Source organism: Wolbachia endosymbiont (group B) of Melanargia galathea, assembly GCF_964030625.1.
Lineage (GTDB): Bacteria > Pseudomonadota > Alphaproteobacteria > Rickettsiales > Anaplasmataceae > Wolbachia.
On sequence record NZ_OZ034910.1, the window covers coordinates 1,370,560 to 1,386,927 of the forward strand.

Consider the following 16,368-nt stretch of genomic DNA (forward strand, 5'->3'; position numbering starts at 1 on the left):
AAGAGTATACAAAGAAAGTTAATAATTTCATAACATTGACTTAGTAATTAAAATCCTATATAATGTATTAGTTCATAAGTTGGTCTGTTCATATGACTAGTATTACAGGCACTAAGTTTTTTTTAAAAAGATCCAAAGGTAAAAAAGGTGCTAAAATGGAAGATTTTTTCTGGGATTTTTGGCCAACAGTTGATGAAGAAGTCAGAAAAGAAAGATACTGTCTTGCTAGTCAACAAAAAAATTACTCAAGCTGTATCATAAAATCAAAAAATACTTCTGATTGTGTAACAGTACACAGATTACAGTTAGTGAATATGTTGAATGGATTGGAAGCATTTTTTGATTTTAAACTACAGTCAACATCCTAGTTCTGTAATTCTTGATATGATTTGGATCAAAAGCACTTTTGGATGTCAGGATACCGAAAATGATATGGAGTAGCTTACGCATTGCAGCTCCCACAATTGCCATATTATGCTTACCCTTCTTCTTTAGTCTTTGGCAAAAACTCACAATGATAGGATTGTGATTCTTGGCTACTATGGCAGGAAAGAAAAGGGCCTTACGTAATGTTTGTGAACCTGATTTACTTAATCTTGGTTTAGAATGTACAGATGAACCTGATGTTATATTTTTCGGTATAACTCCTGTATATGCTGCCAATTGCCTGGCATCTCTAAAAGCTTTTATGTCAGGGATTTCAGCTAAAATAGCTACTGCTGATTCCTCTCCTATGCCTGGAATAGTCAGTAGAAGTTGAAAATTTTCCAACAACTCTTTGTGTTGCTTTAATAGTTCACGTACGGAGTTTTTTATTGTTTCTATTTTTTGAGCTATATTCATTGCAAGGTCTTCCCAAGCATTTGCAACTTCTTTAGGCAGTCTCTCTTTTTTTTCTAGGTGGTTATTTACTAATGCTAATTCATCTTTTAACGCAACTGAGCAACGATAAAGATGTTTTAATTTTTTCATTTCAGAAGAAGGTGGTGTCCAACGAGTTGGTTCCTGTCTTTGGCAATAATCAGCAATAATTTCTGCATCAGTCTGATCATTCTTTTGTCTTACGAGTTTACTCCTTGTATAAGATTTAATACAATAAGGATTTACAACACTAACAAAATGTCCAGCATTGTGCAGAAATTCAGCCAAAGCTTCGCTATAACAACCAGTAGCCTCCATGCATGACTTTACTTCTTCCACATTATGCTTTTGTAGAAAACTCAGCAGACCTTGAAACCCAAGATCATCGTTCTTAAAGCTTCTTTTCCTAGTTTCACGCTTTTCTTTTTTACTTATGAATGAAAGAAAAACATCAAAGCGATCTTTTGATACATCAATTCCAAGAAAGTTGTTGATCATATATAACCCCATACGTTACCATTTAAAACGAAAAGTAAGGCTAACCTTGTGGATACAGAATTAGAGCCATTTAGGTCTTTCTACGATACCGTCCAGCCTATACTTTTGAGGAGGGAACTCTTATCTTTCTTACAGATTTTATATCTAAGAGGGGAAACAGAGTTCTTCCCTCCTCCACCTAATGCTTAAGCTTAAAACATTAGATGCTTTTTACAAGATACAAGAGAGGAAGAAAAAAGCAAAAAGCTCGAACAAGAACTATTAACACTAAAAAAAAGAGAGCTACATAGGAAATGTGTATCATTGGTAACAATGGTTCCATTTGCATTATTGATGGCAATTGAGCTCGAAAAAACATGTAGCGATCAGGTATTACTTGGCCTTATAAGCAGCTCATTAGGCCATACTATATTACCTTTCACAGTCTTATCCCTTATTTGCACGCTATATTTAATTTATAATAATAGAAAAATAGCACAAAAAGAACGAGAATTGGAGAATATTGAAAGTGGGAAAACAGTAGAAAAAGAAAAGAGAGACCTTCCTTGTACCGTTGATGATTACTTTAACTATGCTGATGCTGCTTTAGTTACATTAGTTATTGTGGCTAGCATAGTAGGTGAAGCATTGGAGCAAGGAATAATAGGAGACGTAGCTTTTTCAATTTCTAGTCTATTTTACTTTGTAGCGAGTGCTACTTTCTGCTATCGCGAGTACAAGAAAAGTAAAAAATATGAAGTAGAAAAAGAGCAAGACTTTGATGAGAAGTTTGAAAAAAAGACAAGCAATATGTCTTCAGCTAAGTTAATGCTCGCTGGTTCTTCTTTATTACTAATCAGGAAAATAATATTGATTTCTGGAGTAGCATTAGCATCATCTGCTGTTGGGCCTGCTTTAGGTCTGGTAGGTATTGCTCTTTTGATGGTAGGAAGTGGATTGATCACACATTCTTATAGTAGAAAGCTAGAGAACGTAGAAGTGAGTGGAAAGGGTGTTGCAATAGGTGGTGGTGCGAGCAATATAGGTAATGGTGGCCAAGAGACGCTTTTCGTTCGATGATAATGCCAAAAATTTGTTTATTTAGGTAATATTTAGTCTATACTTTATTTTGATCAAAAAAAATCTTATGTATAAGACTTTAATCATATGCTTTTTTCTTCTGACTTGCCCCTTCACGCAGTTATATGCGAATGATCTTGAACACACTGAAACTGAACTATATGAGGAGGCAGTTAAGCTTTATGATCAGAAAAAATATAAGCAAGCTATTAGAGCATTTCAAAAGATAGAGGATTTGTATCCTTTATCTTATTGGGCAATGAAAGCAAAATTATTATCTGGAGTTTCTTACTATAATATGGGTAACTACAGCAGTGCTGCAAGTGATATAGATGATTATATATACGTTTATCCAAATGGTGAAGATTTGCCATATGTATATTACTTAAGAGTATTATCTTATTACATGCAAATTAATAAAGTGCAGCTTGGGCAACAAATTGCATATAAAACTTTAGAGCTAGCTACTGAATATATTAATCTTTTTCCGAATAGCGAATATATAGAAGAGATCAAAGAAAAAGAAAAATTAATCACAGAACATATATCAAAAAAAGAGTATTCTATTGGTGAATTTTACCTAAAGCGTGGTGAATATTTAGCAGCAATTAAGCGTTTTCAAGATATGATAAGCAATAAAGATTCTAAATATTCTTCTAGAGTTATTAGTTATTTAATAACAGCTCACTTAGCTCTTGGCCTTGACTTAGAAGCTGAGCAGTATGAAAATATGTTAGTAGAAGGGGTGAATTAGTTTTCTTATGGCTGGTCATTCACAGTTTTCAAATATAAAACATCGAAAAGGTGCTCAGGATGCAAAGCGCTCGCAAAAATTTACGAAGCTCATTAGGGAAATAACAGTTGCTGCAAAACAAGGGCTAACTGATCCCGAGCTTAATCCACGTCTTCGCTCTGCTATCTTTTCTGCGCGAAAGGAAAATCTACCAAAAGATAAAATAGAAACAGCAATAAAAAATGCAGCTGGTAACGTTGCTGGAGAAAGTTATGAAGAAATACAATATGAAGGCTGCGGACCTTCTGGTGCTGCACTTATTGTCCATGCTCTGACAAATAATCGCAACCGAACTGCTTCTGAGATACGTTATATCTTTTCTCGCAAAGGCGGTAATTTGGGAGAAACAGGATGTGTGAGTTACCTTTTCGATCATGTAGGCTTAATTGTCTATAAAGCAGAGGGTATAAATTTTGAAGATTTATTTAACTATGGAATTGAATTAGAAGTATTGAATGTTGAGGAAAATAACAAGGAAGAATTATATGTTATAACTTGTGAAGTGAAAGATTTTGGTAGAGTGCGTGATGCTTTCTATACAAAATTTGGAGAACCAGAACTTGCTCGTCTTTCATGGCAACCAAAGGACCTGATTGAAGTTAGCGACAAAGAATTAATTGATAAATTATCTATATTAGTTGAAGAGCTAGAAGATAATGATGATGTGCAGTATGTTGAAGGTAATTTTATTTTTGCTGATAAACTATGAGGCTGGTAATACTTCCACTGCTTTGTATTTTACCAGCATATGCAACTGAAACATTTGCGCAGAAATACTATTGTCATTCCAGTGCCCAGACACTGGAAATTGATTGTAAACAGCACGCTATACAACATTTTCGATTAAAAAACTGTTCAAGCACTGGAATAACAGAAAGCAACCTAAACCACTTTCCAGCGTTACTTCAGCACGGGATCAGAAAAAAAAAAGCTGCTTTGGTGACAGAAAGTGATAGAAAGTTGTTATTCATATCCAGTGACATAAAATCCTCTTTTTTTGACGCAGAAGGTTTGGCGCCAAATACAGTAATGAGATTAATCGACATATATAAAGGTTATGGTGTAGATTTTAAAAAAGACATTGTGCCCAAAAGCAAGTTGGAAGTTCTGTGTGAGAGTGATCAGAAGGCTGAAGAAAAAATTTTATATACTTCACTAACAACAAGCAATAAAGCTATAAGTTTATATTATTATGAGTCACAAAACGGCAAAGAAGAGTATTTTAATAAAGAGGGGATAAGCTTAAAGAGTTTCGTAAGTCCTTTAAACGGAGATTTTCGTATATCCTCGAATTTTGGTAATAGAAAGCATCCCATTCATGGTAAAATTGCTTTTCATAAAGGAGTAGATTATGCAGCTAAACTTGGCACTCCTATACACGCCACTGCAGAAGGTGTAATAGAATATATAGGAAAGAATGGTGGCTATGGGAATTACATCAAAATAAAGCACAACAATAAATATTCAACTTGTTACGCACATATAAGCAAATTTAGTAGCGATGTAAAGTTAGGCTCTAAAGTAAAGCAGGGACAAATCATTGCTTATGTTGGCAGCACTGGTGTTGCAACAGGACCTCATTTACATTATGAAGTTATATATAATGGTAAACATATTGATCCGCTTACGATAGCTCATGGCAATGAGATAAAGTTGCCTGATTGTGAATTAAGAGAGTTTAAATTATTTGTAAGTAAGGTAGATGAAATAATCAGCAGAGAGGGTGCAAGTGAAAAAGCAATCTGATGAAGACAGTACAGATAAAAATACAATAAATGATAGAAATCTAAGTAAAATTCGGGCTTTTCCTGTACTAATAGCGCTAGGGTTAATTTTATTGGTACTTTTTGTGTATGACAGCACAATTGCACTTGGAGTTGCTGCTGTTTCAATATTGACTTTTTCTCAAGGATTTTTCGTTAATGATCCTAATGAAGCAAGAGTGATAGAGTTTTTTGGTCATTATATTGGAACTTATTTTAAGTCTGGAATATGCGTAACGCTTCCGTTTTCGAGTAAATATAGAGTTTCTTTGAAATTTCAGAATATCAATACAGAAAAAATTAAAGTTAATGATGCTAATGGAAGTCCGATAGAGATTTCAGTAGTAATTGTTTGGAGAGTGAGCAGTCCTGCGAAGGCATATTATAATGTTAATAATTATCATGATTTTGTTTTTGTGCAAAGTGACTCGGTAATTAGAGAACTGGCAAGTAATTATCCGTATGATAGCGAAAACGATGAAGAATCTTTGCGTAAAAACTCTGACAAAATTTCAAATGAATTGCGGTCAATGCTACAACAAAGATTGAATATTGCTGGAATTGAAATTGCAGAAGCAAGAATATCGCATTTGGCCTATTCATCTGAGATTGCACAAGCAATGCTGAGGCGTCAACAAGCACATGCCATCACCTCTGCAAGAAAGCATATAGTGCAAAATGCAATAGGAATTATCGAAGAAGTAATAGCCCATTTTGAAAAAAATAAAAGCTTACAATTGGATGGAAAACAAAAGGTTCAATTGATAAACAATTTGCTAGTTGCTCTGATCTCTGAGCAGGATGCACAGCCGACTATTAGTTTGGATAATAATTAGCATAGAAGCCGATTGGGTTTCATGAATGCAAGTCACTGTTAATTTCTTGATTAATAGACTAAATGATGTTATAAATTACACGCATTAGGGGTGCTCTAAAAAAGCTGAGAGTACATAAAGTACAACCCTTTGAACCTGATCTTGTTAAAACAAACGTAGGAAAATGTATGTATATAAATATTGAAGAATGCTTTGGCTTCATCGCGTTCATTACATCTCTCATTGGGTTATTGCCTCAAGTATATAGAGCATATATCACAAAACTTACTCGTGACGTATCGATGCTAATGTTGGTGAATTATCTTATTTTTTCATCATCTTGGCTTATTTACGGTATTTGTCAGGGTTTAACTTTTATGATACTCAGTAATATTGCTGGATTAGTGATCAGTATAATATCAATTGTTCAAAAATGTTACTACGATGCAAAAACTGCACGAAGCGTTTTATAACCATATGCTACATTGTAGCGTGGAGCAAGAATATCGTTCTATTGTAGTACTAAATGGAGAAATACCTGATTCATCGTTTTTTAAACAAGATATACCTGTTATTGCTGTAGATGGAGGAGCAAATAAGCTTCTATCAATTGGCGTAAAACCTGATCTTGTAATAGGAGATTTGGATAGTATAAATCCGAATTTACGTGCTAACTTAAATACAGTATATCTACCTGATCAAGATTATTGCGACTTTTCTAAAGCAATGGCTCACTTAAAAACAGTAAAGTTATTGCCATCAATAGTAACGGGTATTACTGGAGGAGCAATTGATCATATACTACAAAATATCAACATTTTTTCAAGTACAGATAGTATCTTTTATATGCCTTCGCCTTCCATGGTGGGGTACGCCTTACAAAAAGGTATTAGCTATTTTTCCTCTTTGCTAAAAAATACTAAAATATCCTTACTTGGTATACCGAAAGCTCAAATATCAACTAAAGGATTACAATGGGAACTATGCCATAGTAACCTTGCTTTTCCAGGAAAGAATTCTTGCTTTAATCGAAGTCTAGGCAATGAGTTATCTATAGAAATACACAGCGGCGTGTGTTTAGCAATGATATATTTAGAAGCAGTAAATGATGATGGTGTGTATTGAGTTAAAACATTAAGAAAAAAAAAGTAGAAAAACCGTGTTAACACTAATTCTAAAAACTACAGGCGCCTGTTGTTAGCTAAAGTAAAGGTCAAATATCTGGAATTCTGGACATAAAATCCTCCTGTATAAAAAAGATTCAGAATGTACACACAACAGATGTAGCTGAATTTTTATTGAAAAATTGGTTAAAAGGTCTGCAGACCAAGATAAATTTTGAGCTCTCTAAATATCTCTACCATCATTATAATGGCATCTTGAGTATGCGGAAGCAATTTTTTCATTAAAATAAAAAATTTTATTCTACAGCTTAAAAAGGAGTTTGCTAATTTTCACACTGAATCGGATTTCACTACTCAAACCTAGAAACTTTAATGTATCAAGGTATCTGTTCAGGGGAATGTTCAAGTCAGTGCTCCCTTTCTTGTCATTCCAGTGCTTGACACTGGAATCCATTATACTCCGTAAATTTAACTGGGTGCCAGTGTCAGCTACTTTCATGACATCAACTGATTTTCCTTTGAATGCCAGTTATGCAAGAAATCTATTATATAATATTATTGTCACCCTCTTGATAGTTTGTTAGCTCCTCTCCTCCTGAGTTACTTGGTGCAATTATTTGATCATATTCAGTTGATGGTTCATCAGATCCAAACAACCATGAAAAAAAGCCACCAAAAAATGATGCAATTAAAGAAAAGGGCTTCATAATTATATTAAGCAAATTATCGAAAAAAGAGCTCGGTTGCTCTTCATTTGTCGATACTCTATTTTGTGTAGGTTCTGCATAAGGAAGATGTCCATTATCAGCAGCTTCAATTTTTACATCACTTTCTTCTTCTGCACTGATCTCCTGTGATTCTTCCTCTTGTTCTTGTAAACTTAGTTGGGCATTACCTTCTTGCTCAGCATCTTCCTCTTGACCTACTTCATTATCTTTTGATGCTATACTGTCATCAATTTTTTTGGGGGGTTTTAGTAATAGAGTTTTTATTTCTTCTGTGCTAGCTAAATCTAAAGGAGTCTTTCCATATTTATCTTGTGCATTAACATTTGCTTCTGCGTTTATTAGAGCTTCTACTATCTCTTTTCTATCATAGTTTGCAGCCCAATGTAAAGGAGTCCTCTCATCCTTATCTACTGCGTTAACATTTACTTCTGCGTTTATTAGAGCTTTTACTATCTCTTTTCTACCATATCCTGCAGCCCAATGTAAAGGAGTCCTCTCATCCTTATCTACTGCATTAACATTTGCCTTCATTCCTATTAGAATATCGACCATCTTTTCACGGCTCCACGATACATTAGGCAATGTATTCCAGTTGTTTTTTTCAATTACCAGGTGTAAAGGAGTCTTTCCATCTATATTTTGTAAATTAACATTGATACTTTCTACTTTCAGTAGATCGTCCAATTCAGGTATCTCCATCGCTTTCTTTTTTAAAAAAAAATGCAAAGGAGTCTCTTTATTTTTATCTGTTAGATTAACATTGATGCCTTTTTTGTTCAGTAGAGTATAGAATTTATCTGTATCTATATCTAGGTCTATTTTTTGAAGAATTAAATGTAAAGGGGTTTCTCCTGCATTATTTTGTGCATTAACGTCTGCTCCTTTATCAAGTAGAAATTTTACTATCTTTTCTGTATCTTTATATCTACTTTTAGCAGCAAAATGTAAAGGGGTACTTAGATCATCACTTTGTGCATCAACCTTTGCTCCTTTGCTGAGTAGAAATTCTACTACGTCTTTATGTCCATATTTAGCAGCAAAATGTAAAGGGGTGCTTAGATCATCACTTTGTGCATCAACCTTTGCTCCTTTACTGAATAGAAATTCTACTACACCTTTATGTCCATTTTGAGCAGCCAAATGTAGAGGAGTCTCTTCAAATTCATTTTTTGCATCAATTTTTGCTCCTTTGCTGAGTAGAAATTCCACTACGTCTTTATGTCCATTTTGAGCAGATAAGTGTAGAGGGGTCTCTTCAAATTCATTTTCTGCGTTAACCTGTACTTTTTCTTCTCTATTTAACAGATTTTCTACATCATCAATATTACCGCTTTTAGCAGCTTCAAGCAATTTGTCATTGGCATCTTTTATGCTTTGTAATAGATTTTTTATTTCTTCTGTCTTAGCTAAATCTAAAGGAGTCTGTCCTTTATCATTTTTTGTATTAACATTTGCTTCTTTCTTTAATAGGTCTTCTACTGCTTTCAAGTCGCCAAGTCTGGCAGCCAGATGTAGAGAAACCTTACAATGCTCAGCTTTTACTTCTTCGTATTTATTTAACACGTGGCGTTCTCGAGAAGAGTCATAAGCAATAAAATCTGCTCCATTATCTAATAGAACTTTTGCTATATAAGAATGATTATTTTTAACAGCCCAATATAGAGAATTACCTTGAGATCCATCATATGCATTAACATCAGCTTCTTCAATTATTAGGCGCTTTGCTTCATTAAGATCACCTCTTTTAGCAGCATCAAGTAAAGCAGCATCTATATTTCTGATTGAATAATTCATTTAACACTTCTCTATAAAATTGCATTACTATAGTAAGGTAATTAATAATTCATGAAATCTGGGTTGTAGAAATAATGATTATCCTTCGTGTTTTTCAGTATATTTAAGTAAACTATATATAAGAATTGCAATTATAGAACATACAACTGTTAATAGTAAATTTGGTAAAATGCCATAAGAAAAGAATTTTCCTACTATGTATATTCCAACAGCCCCAAACATCATATTGCAAAATGAGAGAACTGCACTACCAAGCCCTATACTTTTGACCGTTTCTAAAGCAGAAGTTACGTTATTGCTGATTACGAGTGCAAGTCCTATATTGCTTGGAATCCAAAGAACTTGAAGAATAAGTACGTTCAATTTGTTCATGAAATAAAAATATACCAATAAACCATCAGATATTATTGGTAATACCAAACCTATGATTAGCATCTTGCTCACTCCTATTTTTGGTACGTACCTTCTGTTAATTAAAGTGCCGATTACGTAAAATATGACTATGATTGATATGAGATAGCCAAAATATTGTACTTCAATACCCATTGATTCAAATATGAACGGATAGTTAGCAATGTATGCCCAAAGCCACATGAAAGTTAATCCATGAATGGCTGAAAACCCAAGAAAACGATAATTCTTAAATATTAATATATACTGCTTGAAGATATTAATGCTGGCTTTACTTTTATTTACGGTCACCGTTTCTTGTAGTTTCGAGTAAATAAAAATGAGCATAATAATTGCAGCAAGTGATATGATAAAAAACAAAAATTTCCAACTATAACCATGTGAAATTATATAACTGCCTACCACTGGAGCTATTCCAGGTGAAAGCGCTACTACCATATTTAACTTTGAGATTACTCTTGAGTATTCACTACCTGAGTACATATCCCTGATTGCTGCATATCCGACAACGCCTGCAACACCAGCTCCAGCTCCTTGTATAAAACGGATTAATATTAAAAGTATAATATTATCAGCTATGCAACATACAATACTTGCCAAAGTAAAAATTGTCATACCAATAAGCATTATTAGGCGCCTACCATAATAGTCTGACAATGGGCCATAAATTAATCCAGATATTGCAATTCCTAATAAATTTAAACTGATCGTAAGCTGCGCTATATTACCTTTCACCTTAAAATAGTTGGCAATACTTGGCAATGCAACTGAGTATAAGTCTGTTGCCATATCAACAACTGCTACAGATAATATCATAATAAGAGAGATGATATTTTGTGAAAAAGCTGTCGACACTAATGATTTACTGGATTAAATATGTTTAATTGTAGTATATTTTTCTCATTAGTATATTAATTTAACTGCTAAAGTTTAAAATAATTATGTAAGCAATCTCTATATAAAATATGGATAAATCACAACTAGTTAAAGAGGTTTTCGATTCTGTAGCAAATTGCTACGACATCATGAATGATATAATGAGTCTTGGAATGCACAGGCTATGGAAAGAGAAGATGGTAAGTAGTGTGCATTTTAAAAAGAACTCCAAGGTTTTGGATATTGCTGGAGGAACCGGAGATATAGCTATAAGAATAGCAAGAGGTGAACCAAGTGCTCAAGTTACAGTATGTGATATAAATCAAAACATGCTGGACAAAGGGCGTGATAAAGCAATAAATTCAAATCAGCTAAATTTCAATTGGGTATGTGCAAATGCAGAGAGCTTACCATTTGAAGATTCTGAATTTGATTATTATACAGTAGCTTTTGGTATTCGAAACTTTTCTGACCGTAAAAAGGCTTTAAGTGAAGCATATAGGGTATTGAAGCAAAATGGACAATTTGTCTGCTTGGAATTTGCCCCTATGCATTATCAAAATGAGATATTCACCAAATTTTATGACTTATACTCATTTAAAGTAATTCCTAAAATTGGCAGCATAGTTGCTAAAGATAAGGGTTCTTATGAATATCTAGTAAAAAGCATAAGAGAATTTCCAACTCAGACTAACTTTAAAATGGAAATTGAAGAGGTAGGCTTTAAGAATGTTGAGTTCCACAATATGAGTTATGGAATAGTAGCATTACATATTGGAACAAAATAAACTCTGGTCTATTCAGTAGTTTTTTTGCTAACTTTCTGTAATTTCGCAGCGTTTTTCCTTCAGAAGCTAAAGTTTCTTGAACGTATTGTTCTAAGGAAGTACACTGTAGACTAATGCTGTAACTTTTTCCTGAAGCTAAATACTTAACTTTAAAATAAAATGCAATCTAACATTAAGCAGTTATTTTACTATATAAAACCTAGTTTACATTATTTTACCGTAGCGTTTATTGCAGTTCTATTTTCAGCTTTAACGATTCTTCTTTTTGGTAGGGGCTTAAGCAACATAATTGATTCTGGCGCAGAGCATAATTTTACTACTAATCTATTAGTTGCAATACTGATAGTTTTAGGCATCTCTCTCACTGCATTTATTCGGTTATATTTCATTGGCATTGGAAGCGAAAAAGTTATCGCAAGAATCAGATATGACTTATATAGCAGTATTACTGATTTACAACCAAGTTTCTTTGAGAATACAGGTGTGCAAGATGTTATCTCAGCACTCATTACTGATACCTCTGCATTGCAATCGATAATAAACAGCAGCTTATTGACAATATTGAGGAATGCAGTGGTACTAACTGGTAGTGTTGCAATGCTGTTATACACAAATCTACATTTAACCGCATATGCAGCTGCAATAATACCTATACTGCTCATTGTCATGACTTCACTTGGGAAAAAAGTACGCAATTATGCACGCTTTGCTCAGGATAAATTAAGTGAGCTTGCATCATTTAGTGAGGAAAATTTTAGATCTATAGTAACTATCAAATCGTTTGTACTCGAAGAAAATGAAAAAATCCATTTTCAGAAACATCTAAACTCAGTATCAAAATCATACGTAAAATTAGTACTCTTGCGTGCTATTTTAGTAACTCTAGTTATCACGTGTGTGATAGGTTCGCTAGTTGTTTTGCTTTTTTTGGGAATAAAAGAAGTCTTAAGTAATAATATGACCATTGGAGAACTCTCCTCATTTGTGTTTTATTCAGCACTTGCTGCAGGGGCTGTAAACAATCTAAGCGATAACATCAGTGATTTGCAACGAGGTCTTGGAATTGTAGAGCGTTTATTTGAATTTATGAACATGAAAAGCTCTATATTAGATAATGATAATCCTATAAGGATCAATAGTGTTCAAAAAGGAATTTCGTTTAACGATGTAACATTTTTTTATGCTGATAAGCCAGCATTAAATAACGTATCATTTTCTATAGAGGCAGGCCAATCAGTATCAATTGTTGGACCATCTGGCAGTGGCAAGAGCACCATTTTAAAGCTTTTGCTCCGTTTTCACGATCCAAGTGAAGGCAGTATTACTATCGATGGACAGAATATTAAGACAATTGCGCTAAATGATCTAAGATCGCTGTTTGGCTTAGTACCACAAGATCACATGATATTTTCTTGCTCAATAATGGAAAATATACTATACGGCAAACCGGGTGCTGAATATGAGGAAGTCAGGCGAGCTGCTATCAGCGCTTATGCGATGGAATTTATTGATAAGCTACCGGATAAATTTGATACATTTGTAGGAAAAAGAGGACTGAAACTTTCTGAAGGACAAAAACAACGTATTATAATAGCAAGAGCAATACTGAAAAATCCTCAGGTTTTAATACTGGATGAAGCAACTTCCGCCCTCGACTATAAAAGTGAAAGCCTAGTGCAAAAAGCACTTAGCAAGTTGATGCAAAACAGAACAACAATTATAATCACACACAGACTATCAACCGCACTCAAAACTGACAAGATTATAGTGATCAATCATGGAAGAGTAGAGGAAGTAGGAACTCATGACTCTCTAATGAGTAAAGATGGGCTGTATGCAAAATTGGTGAAGATATAGTAGAAGTTGAAAGAAAATTTGAGTCATACTTGTTGGTTGTTATGCTAGATTGATAACTAAAACTATTAAATCTTTAATTATTTTAACTTATAATAATATCATATTGTCCACCTGCTCCTGCTTGTCCACCTTGTCCGGAACTTAAGCCTGAACCTAAGCCTGAATCTAAAGATGATGATAAATCGATACCATTTGACATAAAAAAGCTTGCAATATCAACCTTGCCAGGAACGGATAAGATTCTCAATTTGAAAACCTCTGATGAAACAGGTATGAGTTCTAAGGAATGTGGGGAAATTATTGCGAGTACTAGAAATGACCTTAGGATTTCAGATGGCAAAATTGTGGGTAAATGTTACGACAATACTGAATGTGATAAATGTGTGGATGCATTGAACTCTAGCATAATCATGGTTCTTGCTACTGATCACAATACACAAGCGGCAGACTCGAATATTTATTTTCTATAAAAGTAATATAATGTGTGTATTGTTAGTACACACATTATTCTATGTTTAATTGTTTGATAAATTTATTTATTGATGGAGTTATTTTATGTTTAAAAGCGCCTATGCTCATCCAATGCCAACTAATACATGTTTTGTAAATGATATGGTAAGAGTTAATTTGTTTACAAAGTTGGATGATTGTAAAGTCAATAAGAGTAAGTTGATTCATGATAAATGTGGTAAAGATCTTAAGTGTAAGATTAATGACAGGACTATGAATGAACTGAAAAAATGTTTTAAGTTTGAGATTGATGATAAGACTAAAAATGAACTGAAAGAAAATATTAAGAATGAACTAGAGAAAAGTATTAAGTTTGAGATTAGTGATAAGACTAAGAATGATCTAAAAGAAAGTATTAAGAATGAACTAGAGAAAAGTCTTAAGTTTGAGATTGATGATAAGACTAAAAATGAACTGATAGAAAATATTAAGAATGAACTAGAAAAAGGTCTTAAGTTTGAGATTAGTGGTAAGACTAAGAATGAGCTAAAAGAAAGTATTAAGAATGAACTGGAGAAAGAGAAAAATGGAGGTACAGGGAATGAAGGTACAGGGAATGCTTATTTTAGTGAAAGCGAAAGTATGGCTTTCCGTCACTATAGTGACAGCAACGACTTAATGTAAACTATAATTTTTCTGGGTTTCAAAAGACCCAGAAAAGGTTGCCTTACACCAAACAAAGAGTAGAGAGAAAATCATAACTTCAACTAGCCCCACTTATTTGCTATACTGCTATAGATTTTATAGCAGTATAGTGAATGAACATTTTCAAGCAGATTTCCTCTCTAATTTCCAGCAAATTAAATGAGTTGAAACAAAGGGGTGTCATAAATACAAGTGCAGAAAATTTTATTGTGGAACCTCCAAGCAATAGAGCACATGGTGATATTTACACAAATGTTGCTATGGTGCTTGCAAAGCATGAAAAAAAGAATCCAATTGAGATTGCAGGGATCTTAGCAAGAGAATTTAAACCTTTTGATGAAGTTGCAGAAGTGGAAATAGCAAGCCCCGGTTTTATCAATATGCACTTAAAAATAGAAGTGTGGCATGGGATTTTGAAACAAATAAATGAGCTAAAAACAGAGTTTGGCACTCTAAATATTGGAAATAATCAAGCTGTCAATGTTGAATTTGTATCGGCAAATCCAACAGGCCCTCTGCATATTGGTCATGCAAGAGGAGCAGTGTTTGGTGATGTTCTGGCAAATTTACTAAAGAAAGTTGGCTATAATGTTACTAAGGAGTACTATATCAATGATGCTGGAGCACAGATAGATACGCTAATTCGGTCAGTATATTTGCGGTATAAGGAAGCTCTGGGAGAAAAAATTAGCATTGAAAAGGGTTTATACCCAGGTGAATATTTAAAGCCAATAGGAGAGGGATTAGCTAAAAAATATGGCAAGGAGCTTAGAGCAGAGGAAGATAACCAGATAATTAGAGAATATACTTTAAGTTCTATTTTAGAACTCATAAAGGAGGACATGAGCTTGCTTGGAGTAAATCATGATGTCTTTACTTCAGAGTATGAGCTACGTGGCAAAATCGAAGAGAGTATAAAGATATTATCTGACAAGGGTCTAGTGTATGAAGGGTACCTGGAGAAACCAAAAGGCAAAGAAAGTGAAAATTGGACTTCCAGAAAAGAAATGTTATTTCGCTCTACAAAATTTGGCGATGATGTTGACCGCGCATTGAAGAAAGAGGACGGCAGTTGGACTTATTTTGCCTCAGATATCGCTTACCATTTTGATAAGATATCGCGTGGTTTTAACAATATGATCGTAGAGCTTGGTAGTGACCACGGTGGTTATGTCAAAAGGCTAAAAGCAGTCGTCTCTGCGCTCAGTGATGATCAAGCAAAAATAGAGGTAAAACTGCATAATATTGTGAATTTTTTCGAGAATGAAAAACCTGTTAAGATGTCCAAAAGATCAGGAAACTTCCTAACAGCAAGAGATGTAGTGGAGGAAGTTGGCAGGGATATCACTCGTTTTATAATGCTGACACGCAAGAATGATATGGTCTTGGACTTTGATTTTGCTAAAGTTAAAGAACAATCAAAAGACAACCCTATTTTTTATGTGCAATATGCGCACGCCCGTGCTCATTCGTTAATGCGTAATGCTCCAAAAGAGCTCCCAACAGCAGATCCTTCACTTTTAAAGACCGATGGGGAGCTCTTCCTCATAAAAATCTTAGCAAAGTGGCCAGATGTGGTAGAAATAGCGGCAAGGCTTTGTGAGCCACATAGAATTACTTTCTACTTACTTGAAGTTGCAGAAGCGTTTCACGTTTTATGGGGATATGGCAAAAGTGATTTAAATATGAGGTTTATACTGGAGAATAACTTAAATCTCACCGCTGCAAGAATGTTTCTCGTCCAAGCCTTAGCACACGTCATTGCTTCTGGACTTTCGATTTTTAATATAGAGCCTTTGAAAGAGATGAGTTAATTTTAATGCGTAATATTAAATGTGATAATAAA

Annotated in this window: 17 protein-coding genes and 1 riboswitch; of the genes, 13 read left to right on the top strand and 4 right to left on the bottom strand. The window is 34.1% G+C overall.

Going from position 1 to position 16,368, the window contains the following annotated elements; translation table 11 throughout:
- Positions 1 to 92: 92 nt before the first annotated feature.
- On the top strand, positions 93 to 368 hold the full coding sequence (locus AAHF52_RS06345; protein ID WP_264376751.1) for a hypothetical protein: 276 nt from the start codon (positions 93 to 95) through the stop codon (positions 366 to 368).
- Here the strand turns inward: AAHF52_RS06345 and AAHF52_RS06350 are convergent.
- Complete coding sequence (locus tag AAHF52_RS06350; RefSeq protein ID WP_264376686.1) at positions 346 to 1,359, bottom strand: IS110 family transposase; 1,014 nt, start codon at positions 1,357 to 1,359, stop codon at positions 346 to 348. The genes AAHF52_RS06345 and AAHF52_RS06350 overlap by 23 nt on opposite strands.
- 312 nt (positions 1,360 to 1,671) lie before the next feature.
- Here AAHF52_RS06350 and AAHF52_RS06355 point away from each other — a divergent pair, with 312 nt between their 5' ends.
- From AAHF52_RS06355 to AAHF52_RS06385, 7 genes are all read left to right on the top strand, one after another.
- The gene (locus tag AAHF52_RS06355; RefSeq protein WP_231834406.1) at positions 1,672 to 2,418 is read left to right on the top strand and encodes a hypothetical protein; all 747 of its coding nucleotides are present in this window, start codon (positions 1,672 to 1,674) and stop codon (positions 2,416 to 2,418) included.
- A 67-nt stretch (positions 2,419 to 2,485) separates the two neighbouring features.
- Positions 2,486 to 3,172 (top strand): outer membrane protein assembly factor BamD, encoded by a 687-nt coding sequence (gene bamD / locus AAHF52_RS06360; protein WP_019236936.1) that lies wholly within the window; start codon positions 2,486 to 2,488, stop codon positions 3,170 to 3,172.
- Between the two features lie 7 nt (positions 3,173 to 3,179).
- On the top strand, positions 3,180 to 3,920 hold the full coding sequence (locus AAHF52_RS06365; protein WP_019236937.1) for a YebC/PmpR family DNA-binding transcriptional regulator: 741 nt from the start codon (positions 3,180 to 3,182) through the stop codon (positions 3,918 to 3,920).
- The gene (locus AAHF52_RS06370; protein WP_019236938.1) at positions 3,917 to 4,957 is read left to right on the top strand and encodes a M23 family metallopeptidase; all 1,041 of its coding nucleotides are present in this window, start codon (positions 3,917 to 3,919) and stop codon (positions 4,955 to 4,957) included. Before AAHF52_RS06365 ends, AAHF52_RS06370 begins: the two co-directional genes overlap by 4 nt.
- Positions 4,941 to 5,810, top strand: coding sequence for an SPFH domain-containing protein (locus AAHF52_RS06375; RefSeq protein ID WP_019236939.1), 870 nt, complete (start codon positions 4,941 to 4,943; stop codon positions 5,808 to 5,810). The genes AAHF52_RS06370 and AAHF52_RS06375 overlap by 17 nt, the downstream gene beginning before the upstream one ends.
- 76 nt (positions 5,811 to 5,886) lie before the next feature.
- Positions 5,887 to 5,989, top strand: a riboswitch (TPP riboswitch).
- Entirely contained in the window at positions 5,978 to 6,262 is a 285-nt protein-coding gene (locus AAHF52_RS06380; protein ID WP_026097271.1) for a SemiSWEET family sugar transporter, read from the top strand. Its footprint overlaps the riboswitch before it by 12 nt.
- A complete protein-coding gene (locus AAHF52_RS06385) occupies positions 6,234 to 6,914 on the top strand; it encodes a thiamine diphosphokinase (protein WP_213863930.1) in 681 nt (226 codons plus the stop codon). The genes AAHF52_RS06380 and AAHF52_RS06385 overlap by 29 nt, the downstream gene beginning before the upstream one ends.
- 544 nt (positions 6,915 to 7,458) lie before the next feature.
- Here AAHF52_RS06385 and AAHF52_RS06390 read toward each other — a convergent pair.
- Both AAHF52_RS06390 and AAHF52_RS06395 read right to left on the bottom strand, forming a co-directional pair.
- Positions 7,459 to 9,435, bottom strand: coding sequence for an ankyrin repeat domain-containing protein (locus AAHF52_RS06390; protein WP_007302582.1), 1,977 nt, complete (start codon positions 9,433 to 9,435; stop codon positions 7,459 to 7,461).
- Positions 9,436 to 9,513: 78 nt separating this feature from the next.
- The gene (locus AAHF52_RS06395; RefSeq protein WP_214303343.1) at positions 9,514 to 10,662 is read right to left on the bottom strand and encodes a Bcr/CflA family efflux MFS transporter; all 1,149 of its coding nucleotides are present in this window, start codon (positions 10,660 to 10,662) and stop codon (positions 9,514 to 9,516) included.
- Positions 10,663 to 10,811: 149 nt separating this feature from the next.
- On the opposite strand from AAHF52_RS06395, the gene ubiE reads away from it, so the two are divergent.
- A complete protein-coding gene (gene ubiE / locus AAHF52_RS06400; RefSeq protein WP_006012444.1) occupies positions 10,812 to 11,510 on the top strand; it encodes a bifunctional demethylmenaquinone methyltransferase/2-methoxy-6-polyprenyl-1,4-benzoquinol methylase UbiE in 699 nt (232 codons plus the stop codon).
- A 159-nt stretch (positions 11,511 to 11,669) separates the two neighbouring features.
- Positions 11,670 to 13,367, top strand: coding sequence for an ABC transporter ATP-binding protein (locus AAHF52_RS06405; RefSeq protein ID WP_264376754.1), 1,698 nt, complete (start codon positions 11,670 to 11,672; stop codon positions 13,365 to 13,367).
- Positions 13,368 to 13,449: 82 nt separating this feature from the next.
- Here AAHF52_RS06405 and AAHF52_RS06410 read toward each other — a convergent pair whose 3' ends face one another.
- Entirely contained in the window at positions 13,450 to 13,614 is a 165-nt protein-coding gene (locus AAHF52_RS06410; RefSeq protein WP_167470124.1) for a hypothetical protein, read from the bottom strand.
- A 25-nt stretch (positions 13,615 to 13,639) separates the two neighbouring features.
- On the opposite strand from AAHF52_RS06410, the gene AAHF52_RS06415 reads away from it, so the two are divergent.
- The 3 genes from AAHF52_RS06415 to argS all read left to right on the top strand — a co-directional run bounded on the left by AAHF52_RS06415 (position 13,640) and on the right by argS (position 16,336).
- Positions 13,640 to 13,837 carry a hypothetical protein gene (locus tag AAHF52_RS06415; protein ID WP_230609140.1) on the top strand — a complete coding sequence of 66 codons (198 nt, stop codon included), beginning with the start codon at positions 13,640 to 13,642 and terminating at the stop codon, positions 13,835 to 13,837.
- 85 nt (positions 13,838 to 13,922) lie between these two features.
- A complete protein-coding gene (locus AAHF52_RS06420) occupies positions 13,923 to 14,501 on the top strand; it encodes a hypothetical protein (RefSeq protein ID WP_149168816.1) in 579 nt (192 codons plus the stop codon).
- 134 nt (positions 14,502 to 14,635) lie between these two features.
- Complete coding sequence (argS, locus tag AAHF52_RS06425) at positions 14,636 to 16,336, top strand: arginine--tRNA ligase (protein WP_264376755.1); 1,701 nt, start codon at positions 14,636 to 14,638, stop codon at positions 16,334 to 16,336.
- Positions 16,337 to 16,368 lie beyond the last annotated feature (32 nt).